The sequence below is a fragment of the Thioalkalivibrio sp. genome, from assembly GCF_041685615.1.
Classification (GTDB): Bacteria; Pseudomonadota; Gammaproteobacteria; order Ectothiorhodospirales; family Ectothiorhodospiraceae; genus Thioalkalivibrio.
Window position 1 is genome coordinate 1 of the sequence record NZ_JAWLFK010000045.1, and the last position, 18383, is coordinate 18383.

Genomic DNA, 18383 nt, shown 5'->3' on the forward strand with positions numbered 1-18383 from the left:
CTGACAACCAAATCCGCTTGAGAAGAGCCCAATTAAAAACAATAAAACAATGACTTAAAAACTGTTTCATGGGAGCACACGAAGGCACGAAGAAGGGCCGCACCGTGGATAGCGTGCAGTGAGTGTCGCGGTAGAACCTGTGGCAAGTGTCGTGGCGGGGGCCGGGATCAGAAGGTCAGGCCCATCTCGACGCCGACGACCGAAGAGGCCGGATCACGGCTCGCGCCTTCGAATTCAAGACGGTCGGCCAGCCAGTCATCGGCCGAATTCAACGAATAATCGTCGTAGTACAGGCTCAGGGACAGCTCGGACTGGTTCTGCAGACGCAGCCGCCCATCCAGGCTCAGATAGCCGGCGGTGCGGCTGGTGTCGCGGCTGCGATCGCCGTAGCCGAAGCCCGGCCTGCGATCGTCGCTGGACAGGGGCTGACGCAATCCCACCCGCAGCTGGCTGTCGAAGCGGCCGGAAGCGAAGGTCGGCCCAAAACTTAAATCGGTGAAATACGCGGTGGACTCACTGGCGGGTCCCAGATCGTTCCACTCCGGACGGGATTCCATGCCGAAACCCAGGTTCAGGCCATATCCGAAGCCGCTTCCCAGGTCCTGGTGATAGCCGCCAACGGCCTCGAACAGGCGCGGTCTGGCCAAGGCATTGGCGCCATCGTCCAGGACCGAGGCATCACCAGTGCTGCGCACCGAAAGCCGGTAGCGCGCGGCGTCCTCGCGATCGGCTTCCGCCTCGCCACGCAACCCCGAAACCGCCGATGCCGCGCCCGCGAGGCCGTCGGCCTGCGGCGCTGCCAACAGCGAATAACGATCGTCCGCGCTGACCGGTCCGGCCACGAGCGAGCCCGTCAGCAGCGCAAGCGCAAGCAGGGGACCGCGCGGCGCGCGCGCAAGAACCCGCCGCAGGCTTTGCACCTGCAGCGGGTTCGTGTGTGCCCGGTTCAGTCCGTGTCGCGTCACGCCAAGGATCCGTTTTTTTCTTCGTTATCGGCTCTAGCCGGGGGGCCAGCTCAGCGCACGCCCGCCAAGGACATGCATATGTATATGGTAGACCGTCTGCCCACCGTGTTCGTTGCAATTCATCACGGTTCGATAACCGTTTTCCGCAAATCCGCGATCGCGCGCGATCTGCGCGGCTACCCGGGTCATCTGGCCGATCACCGGGGCATCGGCCTCACCCAGTTCGTTCAGCGTGGCGATGTGCTTTTTCGGGATCACCAGCACGTGCTCGGGTGCCTGCGGGTTCAGGTCCTCGAAGGCCACTATGGCATCGTCCTCGAAAACCACCTTGGCCGGGATCTCGCCCGCCACGATCTTGCAGAACACGCAATCGGTCATGCCGCCACTCCTGCGTTTATCCAAATATTACCACGCATCAATATTCTCGCCGACCCGACAGGGCATGCGCCAGGGTGCCGGCGTCGATGTACTCCAGTTCGCCGCCGCTGGGGATTCCCTGGGCAATCCGGGTCGTGCGGACACCGTGGCGTGCCGCCATCTCCGCCAGATAATGGGCGGTGACCTCGCCCTCGACCGACGTATTCGTGGCCAGGATCAGTTCTTCCACCCCCTCCGCCTGCAAACGCGCCTCCAGCCGGTCCAGACCTAGCTCCTCGGGACCAATCCCGTCCAGCGGCGACAAACGCCCGAGGAGCACATGGAAGCGCCCGCCGAATTCGGTCGCCGACTCGATGGCGAGCACATCGCCGGGGCTCTCAACGACGCAGACCACGCGCGAATCGCGTTCGGGGTCGGCACAGCGGCTACAGGTCTCGGCCGCGGTCAGCGTCCGGCACACCGAGCAGTGGCCGATGCGAGCCACCGCATTGTCCATCGCCCGCGCAAGGCGGCGGGCACCGTCGCGGTCACGTTCCAGCAGATGCAGCGCCATGCGCCGCGCCGACTTCGCCCCGACGCCGGGGAGGCAGCGCAATGCCTGGACCAGCTCGTCCAGTTCCGCTTCCATCAGGGAGGCCCGGTCCGCCGACTCAGAACGGGAGCTTCATGCCGGCCGGCAGACCCATGCCTTCGGTCAGGCTGCCCATGCGCTCCTGTGTCGTGGACTCGACCTTCTGCACCGCATCATTGATGGCGGCCGCCACCAGATCCTCGATCATGTCGCGGTCGTCCTCGAACAGGCTGGGGTCGATCTTGACCCGGCGGGCCGCATACTTGCCGGTCAGGACGACGCTGACCAGCCCGCCACCGGCCTGGCCCTCGATCTCCATTTCGGCCAGTTCCGCTTGCACCTTCTGCATGTCTTCCTGCATCTTCTGGGCCTGCTTCATCAGGCCGCCCATGCCACCTTTCATCATCGTTTCGATCTCCTGCCCCGCATCACGGCGGGTTTTGGTTCATTGAATCGGCGTGGCGCCAACGATGCGTTGCCCGCCAGGGACACGCTGATTACCCCGCACGTCCGGGATTGTCCTCGTGCCCTTCACGAACCCGCACGGCCCCCAGATCGGCGCCGAACTCCTGGCCCAGCGCCTGCACCACCGGGTCCTCGCGCATGGTCGTCTCGGCGCTAGCCTGGCGTTCCGCGGAGGCCGCCGCAAGCCGTGCCGCGGGCGTCGCTTCTGACGGTTCCGACTGATTAACGATCTCCAGTCGCAGGGGGTGGCCCAGTGCCTCCTCCAGGGCATCCTTCAGCCGGGTCTTGGCCCGGTCGGTGCACAGCGTGCCCGGGGCCACCGCGATCACCACGCGTTCGGCATCATGCTTGCGCAGCTCGGCATGCAGGGCGAGTTCGCGCACCGTCCCCATGGGCAGACCCTCGGCGAAGCGGTGCCAGTCGAACAGCCCGTCCACCCCCACGGCCGGCGCGGCCGGCCCTGACCTGCCGCTGCCCTTGGCCGGTTGTGGCGACGACTCGGGATGCGCGGATGCTGCGGCCTGTGGATCGGGTGCGGGGGCTTGCGGTGCGGGTGGCGGTTCGTTCACCGCGTCCCGGGGACGTGACGGCGCCTCCGCAGACCGATCGGCCGCTTGCGGGGTTGGCTCCGGGGCCACCGCAGTGGATACGGCGGATGCGCCCCCGGCTGCACCGCTCGACGGTCGCGGCGCGGACGGACGTCGCACGGTGTCGTCACTCGTCGACCCGGCGCCCGGGGCCGGCTCCGGACAAAAGGCCAGCAGGCGCAACAGGGTCATCTCCACCCCCATACGCGCATCCGGCGCATAGGGCAGATCCCGCACCCCGTGGATCAGGATCTGATAGGTCAGCTGAATCGTCTCCGGGTCGACCCGTTTGGCGGCTTCGCGCGCCCAGGCCCGGGCCTCCTCGCCGCCGCCGGGCGCGGACCCGGCCACCTGCTGTACCGCGACCTGGTGCACCAGCGCGGCCAGCTCGTCCAGCAGTCGGGACCAGTCGGGGCCCAGCGCCTCGAGCTCTGCCAGGCCCGCCAGCATGCCGGGACCATCACCGGCAAACACCGCATCCAGAAGCCCGGCCAGACGCGTACGCGGCAAGAGCCCGAGCATGTCACAGGCATCGGACTCGCTCAGGCGATCCCCGCCATAGGCGATCGCCTGATCGGTCAGGCTCAGCGCATCGCGCATCGACCCTTCGGCGGCCTCGCCGAGGCGCAGCAGCGCACCCGGCTCCGCCTCGACCCCTTCGGCGGACAGGATGCGCGTGAGGTGCTCGGCGATCATCGCCGGCGGCATCGGCTTCAGGTTGAACTGCAGACAGCGCGACAGCACCGTGACCGGCAGCTTCTGCGGGTCCGTGGTCGCCAGCAGGAACTTCACGTGCTCCGGCGGTTCCTCCAGCGTCTTCAACAACGCGTTGAAGCTCTTCTCGGAGAGCATGTGCACCTCGTCGATCAGGTACACCTTGAAGCGACCGGTGGACGGGGCGTAGGAGACGTTGTCCAGTAGCTCGCGGGTGTCATCCACCCGTGTGCGCGAGGCCGCGTCCACCTCGATCAGGTCCAGATGGCGACCCTCGGCGATCTCGACACACGAGTGGCACTCGCCGCAAGGCGTGGCGGTCACGCCGGTTTCGCAGTTCAGGCAGCGCGCGAGGATGCGAGCAATCGTGGTCTTGCCGACCCCGCGGGTGCCGGCAAACAGATAGGCATGATGCAGGCGATCCCCGCTCAGGGCGTTGGCCAGGGCGCGCACAACATGCGGCTGCCCGACCAGGTCCTCGAAGCGCGAGGGGCGCCACTTGCGGGCCAGAACCTGGTGACTCATGCCTCCCCCGTCAATCGAGTCATTTGCGTGCCCGGGTGCGGGCCATCACCGCAGAGCCCGGGTCGCAGGGAAAAGGGTGGTGGCCCGCACCCGCCACACCCCGGCGCCCGACGCAGCTGCTACCGTTGCTCCCTTCCGGGCCTGGCGGGGTTCACAGCCTGTCGTCGCGAGGGGACTGATACGGACCACCATAACGCGGTCCGCGATTCGGCGTTTCCGAATCGGGGCGGCAAGCTTCCGCATTTCCGGCGAACGCGTCAACCTTGGGGGACACTAAAAAGTCACAAGCGGTTCAACCACCGGGGCCGGATTACTGATAGCCTGAAGCTAACGATAAAATAGAAAACAAACACTGGATCAATCACCCGCCAGGCCTTATCTTGACTCCCGTAGCCGGACATCGACCCGGCCGGACAACTTAATCCTCTCTCTGACGCTCAACATTCAACCCAGGAGTACAACACATGGAACTTGAAAATCGCGAAGGCCAGCGTGTCCCGGAAGTCACCTTCCGCTGCCGCAAGGACAACGACTGGAACGACGTGCGCTCGGAAGACCTGTTCAAGGGTCGCAACGTGGTCGTGTTCGCCCTGCCGGGCGCGTTCACGCCGACCTGCTCGTCCGCCCACGTGCCGCGCTACAACGAACTGGCGCCGGTACTCAAGCAGCACGGTATCGACGAGATCGTCTGCATCTCGGTCAATGACGGTTTCGTGATGGAGGCCTGGCAGGCCGACCAGCAGGCCGACCGCGTGACCTTCATCGCCGACGGTAACGGCGAGTTCACCGAACAGATGGGCATGCTGGTCGACAAGAGCGATCTCGGCTTCGGCTGGCGCTCCTGGCGCTACTCCATGCTGGTGCGCGACGGCGTGATCGAGAAGCAGTTCATCGAGCCGGACGAGCCGGGCGACCCCTTCGTCGTCTCCGACGCCGACACCATGCTCGCTCACGTCGCCCCGGACGCGGCCTGCCCCGAAGACGTGGTCGTCTTCACCAAGCCGGGCTGCCCATACTGCGCCAGCGCCAAGGAGATGCTGGAGAACGCCGGCCTCGACTACGAGGAGATCGTCCTGGGCCGCGACGCCAGCCTGCGCAGCCTGCGCGCCGCCACCGGCGCGATGACGGTCCCGCAGGTCTTCGTCGGCGGCCACCGCATCGGCGGATCGGAAGACCTGCAGGAGTGGATCTCCCGCGAGAAGAAGGCGGCTTAGGCCCCTGCCCGCCGGGACGGGTCCTCGTGACCCGTCCCCGGTGGCCACCCGGACGGGTGGCCATTCGTGTCCGGACCCCACCCGTCCCGGACGTCCGGACACGAATGGCAGACCCCTGCGGCCGCACCCCGTGCGGGCGTTATGCAACACTTTCACCGAACCCTTCGAGGAATCGACATGGAACACTACGACATCATCGTGATTGGCGGCGGCAGCGGCGGCCTGGCCGTGGCGGAACGCGCCGCGCCGCACGGCGCCCGCGTTGCCGTGTTCGACCCCAAGCCGCTGGGCGGCACCTGCGTGAACGAGGGCTGCGTACCCAAGAAGCTCACCTGGTACGCGGCCGAGCATCTGTCGCACGCCCGCGAGGCCGGCGAGTTCGGCGTGGACGTCGAGGTCAAGGGCATCCGCTACGCCGACCTGGCACACAAGCGCCAGGCAATGCTGAAGGACCTCAACCAGTTCTGGTCCGCGTACCTGGAGAAGCTGGGCGTAACCCACATCCCGGAACGCGCCCGCCTGGCCGACAAGAACAAGGTCGTGAGCGAACGCGGCACCGAGTACACCGCCGAGCGCATCGTGCTGGCGATGGGCGGTGCCCCGATTGTACCGCCGCTGGAAGGCGCCGAGCTGGGCGCGACCTCCGACGACTTCTTCGAGTGGACCGAACTGCCGGAATCGATCGCCGTGATCGGCGCCGGCTACATTGGCCTGGAGATGGCCGGCATGCTGCGCGCCATGGGCGTGAAAACCGACGTCGTCGCGATGGAGGACCGCGTACTGGAGATGTTCGACCCGATGATCTCGAAGGCCCTGGATCAGCATATGGAGTATCAGGGCATCGCTCGCCACCTGGGCGTGAAGGTCGCGGGCCTGGGCGGCGAGCCCGGCGCGGTGACCGTCCAGCTGGAGGGCGGCAAGGAGCTGGGGCCCTATGAAAAGGTGCTGTGGGCCGTCGGCCGCAAGCCGGCCACCAGCGACATGGGCCTGGAAGAGGTCGGCGTCGAAATCGCCCGTGGCGGCACGATCCCGGTCGACCAATGGCAGGCGACCCGTGTCGAGGGCATCTATGCCCTGGGGGACATCATCGGCAAGGGCCCGCTGACCCCCGTGGCCATCGCCGCCGGTCGCCGCCTGGCCGCGCACTGGTATGCCCCGGAGACAAATCCCGTGCCGGTGGACTACGACCAGGTCCCCACGGTCACGTTTACGCACCCGACCGCGGGCATGGTGGGCCTGACCGAACCCCAGGCGATGGAGAAACACGGAGACACGGTGCGCGTCTACGAGACGCAGTTCGGCGGCTTGAACCGTGCATTCGCCGAGGGCGAGGTGCCGCCGGTGGCGATGAAGCTGGTCTGCGCCGGGGACGACGAGAAAGTCGTCGGCATCCACATGATCGGCGCCGGTGTCGACGAGATGCTGCAGGGCTTCGCCGTGGCCGTGCGTATGGGCGCGACCAAGCGCGACCTGGACCTGACTATCCCGCTGCACCCGACCAGCGCCGAGGAGCTGGTTACCCTGAAGGAAGGCCGCCCGGGCCGTCAGGATGGCTTGGCCAAGGCCGCCTGAGGGTCACGCCGCCCTCCCCACGTAAAACGCCGCCCCGGCAACCAACCGGGCGGCGTCAAGACGTTATCTCGTGGGCCGTCTGTGCCCGCATTTTCTAGAATCGCCAGCCAACCGAGGCAGTGAACGCATCGACCGTGTAGTCGCTGTCGAAGTCATAGCGTTCGTACTCGGCGCGAATCAGGAAACTGTCCAGATTCACCTGCGCACCGAGTCCGTAGCCCGGATCCACGCCATCGTTGTCGCGCAGGGTGATGCTTTCATCGCCCAGGTTGCCCCGAACATCTGCGTCCCACCTGGCGAGACCCGCCTTCGCGAAGAACTCGAAATGCTGCCCGAGCGGTAGCTTGCCGAGCACACTCGCGCCACAGGCACTGGACCTGATGTCGGTATGCGCACCGGACGCGTCACCACGCAGCTTCAGCTCACCCGAGATCCAACTAGAACCCCTCGACCCCCACGCAGGGGTTGAAGTGATACCCGACGAACCCGCGCCAGACGTTGTCGTCCTCGTCCATACGGTAATCCGAGCCCCCGGATTCAATGAAGTCGGCGACCTCGTCGCGGTTGTGCTTCAGCGAACTGAAACCGGTACCCAGCTCCATGTACAGGCCCGCGCCCCGATCGGCCGTATCAGCCATCACAACCTGGGGCGTCAGGCTCCCTGCGACGGCCATCACAACCGTGGTCAACAAGCACTTTTTCCTTTTTCGCGTCTCCTTCCTGATCGTGATCGAAATGTAAAATTCCGTGACAATCATGAAGACGCCGGCGGTTCCACCGAAGCACCAGGGATCAGAAACGAAAAAATGCGTGATGCATTTTCAAACATGTGCACACCGCACCGGAACCCGATTCGTGAGACCGCGCACACTCGCGGAACCGAAAAAGGCTGATGGACGAGCCACCATCCGCTCATGGCAACCCACCCACCAGCCTTTTGTTTCCTGATCGCGGCATCCGACTAACCGAATGCCTTGCCGAACCGCCCCAGCCGCACGGCGCACCTGATCAATCCATGTCGCGCGCCGTCTCCTCCTCGGGGAACGCGTCGTCATGGCCCCCGGGACCGGATTCGCCGTCTTGGACATCATCCTCGCGCAGATCCTCGATCCAGCCACGCAGGTCATCGTCCATCTCTTCAACGGTCTCGTCGACCGCCTCGCCGGCCTCCTGCGCCGGGCCCGGGTCGGAGCACGCCGCCAGCAGCCCTGCAGCCACCAGCAACAGGGCCGTCCGGCACAGTGGGAATCCCGCGAAACCGATCGCACCCTCGCGGGGCTTGTGTGGTTTTCGTATTGCGCCATTCATCTCATGTTTCTCCATGAACTCTCTCGGACACTCGGCACTCGCTTCGCCAAAACGCATTGAAGCGCCCACCGGGCATGCCAATTGAACAGCCACCCTTTCCACCAGCCGGACGTAATCTTGAAGCGATTCAAAGGGCGTCGGGCGACACACTCAGTTTGTCCCTTCCGAGGCGGACCGGTCTCGAATTGCATTCCAGAACTGAGAACGTGTGCGTCAAGCACACTCAAAGCATAGACCTGGAACACGAAATCTGGCCTACACTTCGTGGTTAAGTACATTTGCAAGGAGAGAACCCATGCTGGGATGGGCATTGTTATTTCTGGTCATCGCGATCGTCGCCGGAGCACTCGGCCTGAGCGGTGTTGCCGGGGCCGCCACGCAAATCGCCTGGATCCTGTTTGTGGTGGGCCTGATCCTGGCCGTGGTGTTCTTCGTGACGGGCCGTCGCCCCCCCCTGTAACGGATCCCGCACGGCCCCGACCCGGTCCGGGGGACACCCCGCCGAGTGTCAGTGTGCCGATCCGCCACCCGCGTGTCGGGTGTAACGGGACGAAACATCCGCGTTACGCAACGTAACGCGCCCGAGTGCCGTGCAGCCCCAACCGGTTGTTTCGCGGGGATTGCGTGTTTGGCGCGCCACTTGCAGGGGAATCCGGAGTAATGTGATTTCCGTCACCCTGGGGATGCCGCCGCCACCATGTCCGACGCACTCGACAGCACCCGGGAGTTCCTCGGCGCCCACGCCCCGTTCGACCAGCTCGAGACGGATGCGCTGGAGTTCCTGCTGCCGCGTCTGGAGAGTCGCTTCTACGCGCGTGGCGCGCGCATCACCGACCCCGACGCCGGGCCGGCCCAGCGTTTCCATATCATTCGCCAGGGTCGCATCCGCGGCGAGACGCCCAGCGAGGACGAGCAGCTCTCCGGCAAGGCCTGGGAGCTCATCCCGGGCGAGTGCTTCCCGATCGGCGCCCTGCTTGGACGGCGCGCCGTCCACACCGTGCATCGCGCCGCCGAGGACACCGTCTGCCTGGAACTGACCCTGGAGGACTTCGACCGGCTGCGGACCCGCTCGCGTGTGTTCAACGACTTCTGCACCCGGCGCCTGGCGAACCTGCTGGACCGCCTGCAGCAGGGCCTGGACACGCTGTCCGCCCGCGACGGCGGATCGGCCGGCCAGTTGAACACGCCACTGGCCCTGCGGATTGCCCGCGAGCCGGTCACCTGTTCGCCCGACACACGCCTGCGCGATGTCCTCGGCACCATGCGCGATGAGCGCGTCGGTTCCATCGTCGTCGTTGACGGCAACCACCACCCGGTTGGCATCTTCACGCTGCATGACCTGCTCGCGCGCGTGGCCCTCGCCGATGTGGACCTCGATACCCCGGTCGAGCCCGTGATGACCCCGGACCCGGTCGCGCTGGCCGAAAGCGCGCTGGGCTTCGAAGGGATCGAGGCCATGACCGAGCACGGCATGACCCATCTGTGCGTGGTACGCGATGGCCGCCTGGTCGGTGTACTCGGTGAACGCGATCTCCTCACCAGCCAGCCGCTGACCCTGGACGGCCTGGTGCGCGAGATTCGCCGCGCGGACTCGGTGGCGGCGACTGCCGAACGTCTGCGCCAGGTGCCGCGCCTGATCGAGGCGGTCGTCGGTCAGGGCGCGGAGGCGGACCAGGTCCTGCGCCTGATTACCCGGCTCAACGAACACGCCACCCGCCGCGTGCTGGCCCTGTTGCGGCCACAGCACGAGGCCATCGAGGGCATCGACTTTACCTGGCTGGCGTTCGGCTCCCAGGCACGCGAGGAACAGGCTCTGGTCACCGACCAGGACAACGGCATTCTGTTTGACGCCGGCGCCGGAGACGCGGATGCGATACGCGAACGCCTGCTGCCCTACGCGAAGGCCGTGAACCAGGCACTGGCCGAATGCGGCTTCATGCTGTGCCCGGGCAACATCATGGCTGGCAACCCGGAGTGCTGCCTGAGCGGTCCGGAATGGGACCGGCGCTTCACCCGCTGGGTCGAACAAGGCACGCCCGAGCACCTGCTCAAGAGCACCATCTTCTTCGACCTGCGCGCGGTGGACGGCGACGCCGGTCCGCTGGAGGCCCTGCGCACCCGCCTGCTGCAGCAGACCGCGTTCAACAGCCGCTTCCGCCGCCAGATGGCCGCCAATCAGCAGATGTTCCGCCCGCCACTCGGACTGTTCGGCGAGATCAAGAGCGGCGCCGAGGGGATCGATATCAAGAAACAGGGCCTGACACCCTTCGTGGACGGCGCGCGGATCATCGCGCTGGCCGCCGAGCTGCCGGCGACGCGCACCCACGACCGCCTGGACCAGGCCGTTGCCGCGGACGTGATGCGCGAAGCCGATGCCCGGGACTACCACGCCGCCCTTCGGTACCTGCAGATGCTGCGCCTGCGGGCCCAGCAAAAGGCGCTGCGCGAGGGGCGCGACGACGACAACCGAATCCGGCCGGAAGAGCTGGGCACCCTGGAGGGACGGGTGCTCAAGGAGAGTTTCCGGCAGGCCCGCAAGCTGCAGGGGCAGCTTGAGGTGCAGTACCAGCTGTGACGAATCGCATAGACGAGTCGCGGCAAACAACAAAACCTTACGAGAGGAGCATCGTCATGTCACAAGAAGACCTGAGCCGGCAGGCGTACTGGCGGGCGCACCTGCGCCTGCTGGGCATCTGCCTGGCCATCTGGTTCCTGGTGTCGTTCGTGCTGGGCATTCTCGTCGCCCAACCCCTGAACGCGATCCAGCTGGGGGGCTATCCGCTGGGCTTCTGGTTCGCGCAACAGGGGTCGATCTACACCTTCATCATCCTGATCTTCGTTTATGCCTGGCGCATGAACGTTCTGGATCGCAAGTTCAACGTCCACGAGGAGTAAGCCTGTCATGGATCAACAGACTCTAAGCCTGCTCGTGGTCGGGGCGACCTTCGCCCTGTACATCGGCATCGCCATCTGGGCGCGCGCCGGTTCGACCAGCGAGTTCTATGTCGCCGGGCGCGGCATCAACCCAATCGCCAACGGCATGGCCACCGCCGCGGACTGGATGTCGGCAGCGTCGTTCATCTCCATGGCCGGCCTGATCGCCTTCCTCGGCTTCACCGGGGGCGCCTACCTGATGGGCTGGACTGGCGGCTATGTGCTGATGGCGCTGCTGCTGGCCCCCTACCTGCGCAAGTTCGGGAAGTTCACGGTGCCGGAGTTCATCGGAGACCGTTACTACTCGAAGGCCGCGCGTATCATCGCCGTGATCTCCCTGATCGTGATGTCCGTGACCTATGTGATCGGACAGATGCGCGGGGTCGGGATCGCCTTCTCCAACATCCTGGAGGTTCCGCTGGCCACCGGCCTGATTGCCGGCATGGCGGTGGTGTTCATCTACGCCGTGCTCGGCGGGATGAAGGGCATCACCTACACCCAGATCGCGCAGTACGTGATCATGATCTTTGCCTACACGGTGCCGGCGATCTTCATCGCCATCAACCTGACCGGCAACCCGCTGCCGCAGCTCGGCCTGGGTTCGACCCTGCAGGGAACGGATACCTTCCTGCTCGAGGCCCTGGACCAGACCATGGTCGATCTGGGCTTCCACGCCTATACCGAAGTGGGCGGCATGAGCCTGATGAACATGTTCCTGCTGACCCTCGCGCTGATGATCGGTACCGCGGGTCTGCCGCACGTGATCATCCGCTTCTTCACCGTCCCGCGCGTGCGGGATGCCCGCAAATCCGCCGGCTGGGCGCTGGTGTTCATCGGCATCCTGTACACCACCGCCCCGGCAGTCGGTGCGATGGCCATCTGGAACCTGGTCAACACGGTCCACCCCGGCGAGATCGGCACCGAGGAAGGTCACCTGGCCCATGCGGACCGACCTGCGTGGATGGAGCGCTGGGAACAGACCGGCCTGCTGGAGTTCGAGGACAAGAACGGCGACGGCGTCATCCAGTACTACAACGACAGCGACGAAGAGTTCGCCGAGACGGCGGAAGAGGATTACGGCTGGGAAGGCTCCGAGATCGTGACCCTCGACCGCGACATCATGGTGCTCGCCAACCCCGAGATCGCCGGGCTTCCGGGCTGGGTGATCGCACTGGTCGCAGCAGGCGGTATCGCCGCCGCACTTTCGACCGCGGCGGGGCTACTGCTGGCAATATCCTCGGCCATCTCGCACGACTTGCTGAAAGGCGTGTTCACGCCAAGGATCAGCGAGAAGAATGAGCTACTGGCCGGACGAATCGCCATGGCGGTCGCCATCCTGTTCGCGGGGTATCTGGGGCTGAATCCACCCGGCTTCGCAGCCGAGGTGGTGGCACTGGCCTTCGGCCTCGCGGCGGCCTCGCTGTTCCCGACCCTGATGATGGGCATCTTCATGAAGAAGATGAACAAGGAAGGCGCCATTGCCGGCATGCTGGTGGGTCTGGGTACCACCCTGCTGTACATCTTTACGTACAAGGGCTGGTTGTTCTTCTCCGGCACCGCCATGCTCCCGGACAACCCGGACGGCTGGCTGCTGGGCGTGAACCCGACCGGCTTCGGCGCCATCGGTGCGGTCTTCAACTTCATCGCTGCCTACATCGTGATGAAGCTGACCAGGGAGCCGCCGAAGGACATCCAGGATCTGGTGGAAAGCGTGCGCGTACCGCGTACCGAAGGCTGATGATGGACGGCCCCGCCATGACCGGCCGCATCGGCATGGCGGGGCCCCTGCCACCATGACTGGATGGTTATTCGATAGCAGCAAGGACGGGGTCGGCTCGGATGCACCGGGTCGGCCCCTTTTGTCTGGCACAGTGCCTGCGGGCCAAGCGGCAATCGCCCCCACCGCGGTCGATTGCCGGTTGCTCCACAGACCCACACGGACCGGCGCATGAACGGCGAACTCGAAGAGATCCGCGAGTTTCTCGACCGCTGTCCCGATCTGGCTCCCCTGCCGGCGGCCAGCCGGGATGCCTTCGTGCGCCGACTCACCCTGCGCTACCTGCGCGAGGGGAGCACCTTCCCGCCGGAGAACGAACCGGGCCTCTGGATCGTGCGCACCGGCACCGTTGAACTTCGCGACGATCGGGACAACCTGCGCGATCGCCTCGGCGAAGGCGACCTCGTCCATGTCCCTGACGCCCCTTCGCACCCGCTGGGCCCGGTCACCGAGGACGCCCTGGTCTACCACCTTCCTCCAGAACGCGTCCGGGAGCTGACGGCGCTCGACGGGGCCATCGCCCATGTCCTCGCGGCCGATACCCAGCGACCGCTCGCCACCGGCGGCGCCACGCACGGCCACGGGGGCGACAGCCGCCTGCTGACCACGCCTGTACGCGCCCTGATGACGCCCGATCCGGTATTGGCCGTCAGTACCGTCAGCCTGCGCGAAGCCGCACGCGTGATGGATCGGGCCGACATCTCCGCACTGCTGCTGCAAACCCCGGACCGAAGGGGCGAGCCGTGCGGGATTCTTACCGACACCGACCTGCGCCACGCGATTGCCAATGGGGTCGATCCCGAAACGCCCGTGGCCCACTCGATGGCCCACCCGCTGACCACCGTCCACGGCGGGACCCCCGCCTTCGAGGCCTTGCTCTGCATGGCACGCCACGATATCCACCACCTCCCGGTCGTCCACGAGGCCGACGGGACCCTGGCCGGCATCCTTTCCAGCACCGACCTGATCCGCCACCAGGGGACCAGCGCCATCTACCTTGTGCGCGACCTGCGCCAGGCCAACGATCTCGAGGGTCTCAAGGGCGTCATGCAGGCCTTGCCCCGGCTGCAGACCCAGCTGCTGGACTCCGGCGCGGACGCCCTGCAGATCACGCAGACCGTCACCACCGTGATCGATACCCTTACCCAGCGCCTCATCGAACTGTGCGAGCGGGACCAGGGCTCGGCACCCTGTGCCTATGCCTGGATGGCCAGTGGCAGTCAGGGCCGCCACGAACAGACCGTGTTCACCGACCAGGACGCCGCGCTCATCATCGCCGACGACGCCCCGGAGGGCGCCGATGGCTGGTTCGAGGCCCTTGCGGGCAGGGTGACGGCCGGCCTCGACGCCTGCGGCATTCGCGCCTGCCCCGGCGATGTCGACCCCACCCACCCGGACTGGCGCCTCCCGGCGGCCGACTGGGCCCACGAGATGGAACGCGTGCTGCACCATCCCGCCACGCGCGACGCCATGCTGGCCACCCACTACCTGGACATGCGCGTAATCCACGGCGATGCTAGCCTGTTCGAGCCCGTGCACCAGCGTGCACTGGAGACCGGCGCCCGCCACGAGGCGCTGCTGACGGCCCTGGCCGACCAGGTACGCGACCTGCCCCCACCGCTCGGGTTTTTCCGCCAGTTCGTACTCGAGGACAGCGGCGAGCACGCCGCCACCCTGGATCTGAAAACGCGTGGCCTGCTGCCGATCGTCGCGATGGCGCGGGTCTTCGCCCTGCACGCCGGCAGCGCGGCGCGCAACACGGTGGAGCGGCTGCGCGCCGCGACGCAGGCCGGCGTCATCCACGAGGCGACCGCCGACAACCTGGTCGATGCCTGGTTCTACATCGCCGAGCTGCGCGTCCGCCATCAGTCGAACCAGATCCGCAGGGGCCAGGCCCCGGACAACGCCCTGGACCCGGCCGGGCTGTCCACGCTCGAGCGCAGCCACCTGAAGACCGCCTTCCGCCTGGTCAGCGACGCGCGCAAGACGGCCCTGGCGGACGCCGAACGGATCCACGGATGACCCATCCACGCCCGCACGGCCCGCTCACAACCCGCTGATGGTCTGCCCGCTGCACAACGCCGACTGGCGCCGCCCCCCCGGACACTGGCGCTTCTGCCGCGCCCGCCGCCGCGCGGCCCGCCACGCCCCGGCGGGCGCCCTGCGCGCGTGCCTGAATACGCCCCTGCCGCCCGCGGGGCAGCCGGTAACCACCAGCCACTTCCTCGCGGTGGATCTGGAGACCACCGGCCTGGTCCCGGAACACGACCGCATCCTCAGCATTGGCTGGGTGGCCATGGACGGCCCCCGGATCGACCTCGCCACCGCCGACCAGCGCCTGGTGCGCGCCGAGGGTTCAGTGCCCGAAGCCAGCGCCGTGATCCACCGCATCACCGACCGGCGCGCGGCCGACGGCGTACCTCTGGAGGAGGCCTTGGACGCGCTGTTCCAGGCGCTCGCCGGCCGCGTGATGGTCGCGCACCACGCGGCCCTGGAGATTGGCTTTCTCGAGCAGGCCTGCCAGCGGCTTTACGGCGTGCGACCACCGCTGGCGATCGTGGACACCCTGCGCCTGGCAGAGACCGCCCTGCGCCGCGCCGGCCAGCCGATTCCGGCCCACGGGCTGCGCCTGCACACCCTGCGCGCGCGCTACAACCTGCCGGCGTACCGTGCGCACGACGCCCTGTTCGACGCCATCGCCGCGGGCGAGCTGTTCGCCGCCCTGCTCAGTCGGCAATCGCCGGACGGAAAACTGCCGCTGGGGCGGGTGCTGTTCCGCCCGGCATGGCTCTGGTGAACGCGGCCCACAGGCGGTTCGCATGCTATCCTCGCATCCACAAAAGGGGCTGGCCGCAGGCCATTCCCGAACCCCTTGCCCAAAATCGATCTGGAGGCCCTGATGAGTGACAACATCGAGTCCACCCTCACCGAGACACGCCACTTTGCGCCGCCGGCGGAGTTCACCGCCAAGGCCCGCCTGAAGCCGGCCGATCTCGAGGCCCTGCATCAGAAGGCCGAGGCCGACTACGAGGGCTTCTGGTGCGATCTCGCGCGCGAGAAGATCGACTGGCAGACCGAGTTCACCCAGGGCCTCGACGCGTCGAACGCACCGCGTTACCAGTGGTTCGCCGACGGGCGCATGAACGTCTCCTACAACTGCATCGACCGCCACCTGGAAGTCCACGGCGACAAGACCGCGATCGTCTTCGAGGCGGAAAACGGCGACACCCGCCACCTCACCTACCGCGATCTCTACAACGAGGTCGGCAAACTGGCCAACGCCCTCAAGGGCATGGGCGTGGAGAAGGGCGACCGCGTCATCATCTACATGCCGATGAACGCCGAGGCCGTGATCGCCATGCAGGCCTGCGCCCGCATCGGCGCGATCCACTCGGTGGTGTTCGGCGGCTTCTCCGCGGATGCCCTGCGCGACCGCATCGTGGACTCCGGCGCCAAGGTCGTGATCACCGCCGACGGCGGCGAGCGCGGCGGCAAGGTCGTGGGGCTCAAGGCCAACGTCGACAAGGCGCTCGATTCCAACCCGGGCGACATCGAGAAGGTGGTCGTCTGCAAGCGGGCCGGCAACGACGTGTCCATGCGCGACGGACGCGATATCTGGTGGGACGACGCCGTGGACGGCGAATCCGTCGATTGCGAGCCCGAGTGGGTGGAATCCGAACACCCGCTGTTCCTGCTCTACACCTCCGGCTCCACCGGCAAGCCCAAGGGCATCCAGCACTCCAGTGCCGGCTACCTGCTGGGCGCGATGGTCACCAACGAGTGGGTCTTCGACCTGCAGGGCGACGACGTCTACTGGTGCACCGCGGATGTCGGCTGGATCACCGGCCACACCTATGTCGCCTATGGCCCGCTGGCCGTGGGCGCCACCCAGGTGGTCTACGAAGGCACCCCGACCGTGCCGGACGCCGGCCGCTGGTGGAAGATGTGCCAGGAACACGGTGTGACCGTGTTCTACACCGCACCCACCGCCATCCGCGCGCTGATGAAAGCCGGCCCGGACCTGCCCAAGCAGTACGACCTCTCCCGGCTGCGCCTGCTGGGCACGGTCGGCGAACCGATCAACCCCGAGGCCTGGATGTGGTACTACACCACGGTCGGCCAGGATCGCTGCCCGATCGTCGACACCTGGTGGCAGACCGAGACGGGCGCCAACATGATCGCCCCGATCCCGGGCGCGACCACGCTGGTCCCCGGCTCCTGCACCCAGGCCCTGCCCGGCGTCGCCGCGGACGTGGTGGACGAGGACGGCAAGAGCCTGGGTGCCGACCAGGGCGGCTACCTGGTGATCAAGAAACCGTGGCCGCACATGCTGCGCACCATCTGGGGCGATGACCAGCGCTACAAGGACACCTACTGGCCGAAGTTCGGCGGCAAGTACTACCTGGCCGGCGACTCCGCGCGCCGCGACTCCGAAGGCAACTTCTGGATCATGGGCCGCATCGACGACGTGTTGAACGTCTCCGGCCACCGCCTGGGCACCATGGAGGTCGAGTCCGCCCTGGTAGCGCACAAGGAGGTCGCCGAGGCCGCCGTGGTCGGCCGCCCGCACGACGTCAAGGGCGAGGCCATCGTCGCGTTCGTGATCCTGCAGGGCGACCGCCTGACCGGCCAGGAGGCCGAGGAGATGGTCAAGGAACTGCGTAACTGGGTTGCCGACCAGATCGGCGCGATCGCCAAGCCGGACGACATCCGCTTCGCCGACGGGCTGCCCAAGACCCGCTCCGGCAAGATCATGCGCCGCCTGCTGCGCTCCATCGCCAAGGGCGAGGAGATCACATCCGACACCTCCACGCTGGAGAACGAGGCCGTGATCCCGCAGCTCCAGGGCAAGGCCTGAACCCCCGGCCGGGGCCCACGTCCCGGCCTTCCCCGTCCCCACTGTAGGAGCCCAGCCTCTGGGCGATCGGGCCTGCCCAGCCCCCATCGCCCAGAGGCTGGGCTTGTACAATTCGGGGGTTATCATTCGCGATCGCCAACCCTTCCCGGCACCATCACCGATAAACCCCAGGCCGCCCCACGCATGAGCACCCACCACTCCAACCACCACAAGGACCTGCCCCAGGCCCCGCGCCTGCGCGTGCTGCTGGGCGAGGTCACCGCCATGGGGCCGGGCAAGGCCATGGTGCTGGAGGCGATCCGTGACAAGGGCTCGATCTCCGCCGCCGCACGCGGCGTCGGCATGTCCTACCGCCGGGCCTGGGACCTGGTCGAGACCATGAACCAGAGCTTCCGCGAACCCGTGGTGGCCACCGCCAAGGGTGGCTCCGGTGGCGGCGGCGCACACCTCACCGCATTCGGCGAGACGGTGCTGGCACGCTACCGCGACATGGAACGCAAGGCCTGCGAGGCCCT

16 protein-coding genes, 1 other RNA gene and 1 pseudogene are annotated in these 18383 nt (G+C 66.8%); 10 read left to right on the forward strand and 8 right to left on the reverse strand.

Annotated elements, in window-relative coordinates:
• Nucleotides 1–167 precede the first annotated feature (167 nt).
• From ACESLR_RS09405 to ffs, 6 genes are all read right to left on the reverse strand, one after another.
• Nucleotides 168–965, reverse strand: coding sequence for a hypothetical protein (locus ACESLR_RS09405; RefSeq protein WP_373025636.1), 798 nt, complete (start codon nt 963–965; stop codon nt 168–170).
• Between the two features lie 33 nt (nt 966–998).
• Nucleotides 999–1343, reverse strand: a complete 345-nt coding sequence (locus ACESLR_RS09410; RefSeq protein WP_373025634.1) for a histidine triad nucleotide-binding protein — start codon at nt 1341–1343, stop codon at nt 999–1001.
• A 37-nt stretch (nt 1344–1380) separates the two neighbouring features.
• Complete coding sequence (gene recR / locus ACESLR_RS09415; protein ID WP_373025632.1) at nt 1381–1971, reverse strand: recombination mediator RecR; 591 nt, start codon at nt 1969–1971, stop codon at nt 1381–1383.
• A 22-nt stretch (nt 1972–1993) separates the two neighbouring features.
• Entirely contained in the window at nt 1994–2320 is a 327-nt protein-coding gene (locus tag ACESLR_RS09420) for a YbaB/EbfC family nucleoid-associated protein (RefSeq protein ID WP_018866552.1), read from the reverse strand.
• 91 nt (nt 2321–2411) lie between these two features.
• Entirely contained in the window at nt 2412–4205 is a 1794-nt protein-coding gene (dnaX, locus tag ACESLR_RS09425) for a DNA polymerase III subunit gamma/tau (RefSeq protein ID WP_373025629.1), read from the reverse strand.
• Nucleotides 4206–4289: 84 nt separating this feature from the next.
• An RNA gene (gene ffs, locus ACESLR_RS09430) (signal recognition particle sRNA small type) lies at nt 4290–4386 on the reverse strand.
• A 283-nt stretch (nt 4387–4669) separates the two neighbouring features.
• Here ffs and ACESLR_RS09435 point away from each other — a divergent pair.
• The gene (locus ACESLR_RS09435; protein ID WP_373025628.1) at nt 4670–5419 is read left to right on the forward strand and encodes a glutathione peroxidase; all 750 of its coding nucleotides are present in this window, start codon (nt 4670–4672) and stop codon (nt 5417–5419) included.
• Nucleotides 5420–5596: 177 nt separating this feature from the next.
• On the forward strand, nt 5597–6991 hold the full coding sequence (gene gorA / locus ACESLR_RS09440) for a glutathione-disulfide reductase (RefSeq protein WP_373025627.1): 1395 nt from the start codon (nt 5597–5599) through the stop codon (nt 6989–6991).
• 94 nt (nt 6992–7085) lie between these two features.
• Here gorA and ACESLR_RS09445 read toward each other — a convergent pair.
• Nucleotides 7086–7665 (reverse strand): annotated as a pseudogene (locus ACESLR_RS09445) (porin family protein).
• 334 nt (nt 7666–7999) lie between these two features.
• Nucleotides 8000–8299, reverse strand: a complete 300-nt coding sequence (locus ACESLR_RS09450; RefSeq protein WP_373025638.1) for a hypothetical protein — start codon at nt 8297–8299, stop codon at nt 8000–8002.
• Between the two features lie 295 nt (nt 8300–8594).
• Here ACESLR_RS09450 and ACESLR_RS09455 point away from each other — a divergent pair, with 295 nt between their 5' ends.
• The 8 genes from ACESLR_RS09455 to ACESLR_RS09490 all read left to right on the forward strand — a co-directional run.
• Nucleotides 8595–8759 (forward strand): DUF1328 domain-containing protein, encoded by a 165-nt coding sequence (locus ACESLR_RS09455; protein WP_373025625.1) that lies wholly within the window; start codon nt 8595–8597, stop codon nt 8757–8759.
• A 237-nt stretch (nt 8760–8996) separates the two neighbouring features.
• On the forward strand, nt 8997–10874 hold the full coding sequence (locus tag ACESLR_RS09460) for a DUF294 nucleotidyltransferase-like domain-containing protein (RefSeq protein ID WP_373025623.1): 1878 nt from the start codon (nt 8997–8999) through the stop codon (nt 10872–10874).
• Nucleotides 10875–10930: 56 nt separating this feature from the next.
• Nucleotides 10931–11194, forward strand: coding sequence for a DUF4212 domain-containing protein (locus tag ACESLR_RS09465; RefSeq protein ID WP_017940517.1), 264 nt, complete (start codon nt 10931–10933; stop codon nt 11192–11194).
• A gap of 7 nt (nt 11195–11201) precedes the next feature.
• A complete protein-coding gene (locus ACESLR_RS09470) occupies nt 11202–12971 on the forward strand; it encodes a sodium:solute symporter family protein (RefSeq protein WP_373025621.1) in 1770 nt (589 codons plus the stop codon).
• Nucleotides 12972–13181: 210 nt separating this feature from the next.
• The gene (locus ACESLR_RS09475) at nt 13182–15032 is read left to right on the forward strand and encodes a putative nucleotidyltransferase substrate binding domain-containing protein (protein WP_373025620.1); all 1851 of its coding nucleotides are present in this window, start codon (nt 13182–13184) and stop codon (nt 15030–15032) included.
• A 163-nt stretch (nt 15033–15195) separates the two neighbouring features.
• Nucleotides 15196–15807 carry an exonuclease domain-containing protein gene (locus ACESLR_RS09480; protein ID WP_373025637.1) on the forward strand — a complete coding sequence of 204 codons (612 nt, stop codon included), beginning with the start codon at nt 15196–15198 and terminating at the stop codon, nt 15805–15807.
• Between the two features lie 102 nt (nt 15808–15909).
• The gene (gene acs / locus ACESLR_RS09485; RefSeq protein WP_373025619.1) at nt 15910–17868 is read left to right on the forward strand and encodes an acetate--CoA ligase; all 1959 of its coding nucleotides are present in this window, start codon (nt 15910–15912) and stop codon (nt 17866–17868) included.
• Nucleotides 17869–18051: 183 nt separating this feature from the next.
• Nucleotides 18052–18383 (forward strand): winged helix-turn-helix domain-containing protein (locus ACESLR_RS09490; protein WP_373025617.1); only part of this gene is annotated, 332 nt, incomplete at its 3' end.

Coding starts and splice junctions, on each gene's coding strand:
- ACESLR_RS09465 (WP_017940517.1), top strand. CDS start 10,931: ATGTCACAAGAAGACCTGAGCCGGCAGGCGTACTGGCGGGCGCACCTG.
- gorA (WP_373025627.1), top strand. CDS start 5,597: ATGGAACACTACGACATCATCGTGATTGGCGGCGGCAGCGGCGGCCTG.
- recR (WP_373025632.1), bottom strand. CDS start 1,971: ATGGAAGCGGAACTGGACGAGCTGGTCCAGGCATTGCGCTGCCTCCCC.
- ACESLR_RS09410 (WP_373025634.1), bottom strand. CDS start 1,343: ATGACCGATTGCGTGTTCTGCAAGATCGTGGCGGGCGAGATCCCGGCC.
- dnaX (WP_373025629.1), bottom strand. CDS start 4,205: ATGAGTCACCAGGTTCTGGCCCGCAAGTGGCGCCCCTCGCGCTTCGAG.
- ACESLR_RS09470 (WP_373025621.1), top strand. CDS start 11,202: ATGGATCAACAGACTCTAAGCCTGCTCGTGGTCGGGGCGACCTTCGCC.
- ACESLR_RS09455 (WP_373025625.1), top strand. CDS start 8,595: ATGCTGGGATGGGCATTGTTATTTCTGGTCATCGCGATCGTCGCCGGA.
- acs (WP_373025619.1), top strand. CDS start 15,910: ATGAGTGACAACATCGAGTCCACCCTCACCGAGACACGCCACTTTGCG.
- ACESLR_RS09460 (WP_373025623.1), top strand. CDS start 8,997: ATGTCCGACGCACTCGACAGCACCCGGGAGTTCCTCGGCGCCCACGCC.
- ACESLR_RS09475 (WP_373025620.1), top strand. CDS start 13,182: ATGAACGGCGAACTCGAAGAGATCCGCGAGTTTCTCGACCGCTGTCCC.
- ACESLR_RS09420 (WP_018866552.1), bottom strand. CDS start 2,320: ATGATGAAAGGTGGCATGGGCGGCCTGATGAAGCAGGCCCAGAAGATG.
- ACESLR_RS09450 (WP_373025638.1), bottom strand. CDS start 8,299: ATGAATGGCGCAATACGAAAACCACACAAGCCCCGCGAGGGTGCGATC.
- ACESLR_RS09435 (WP_373025628.1), top strand. CDS start 4,670: ATGGAACTTGAAAATCGCGAAGGCCAGCGTGTCCCGGAAGTCACCTTC.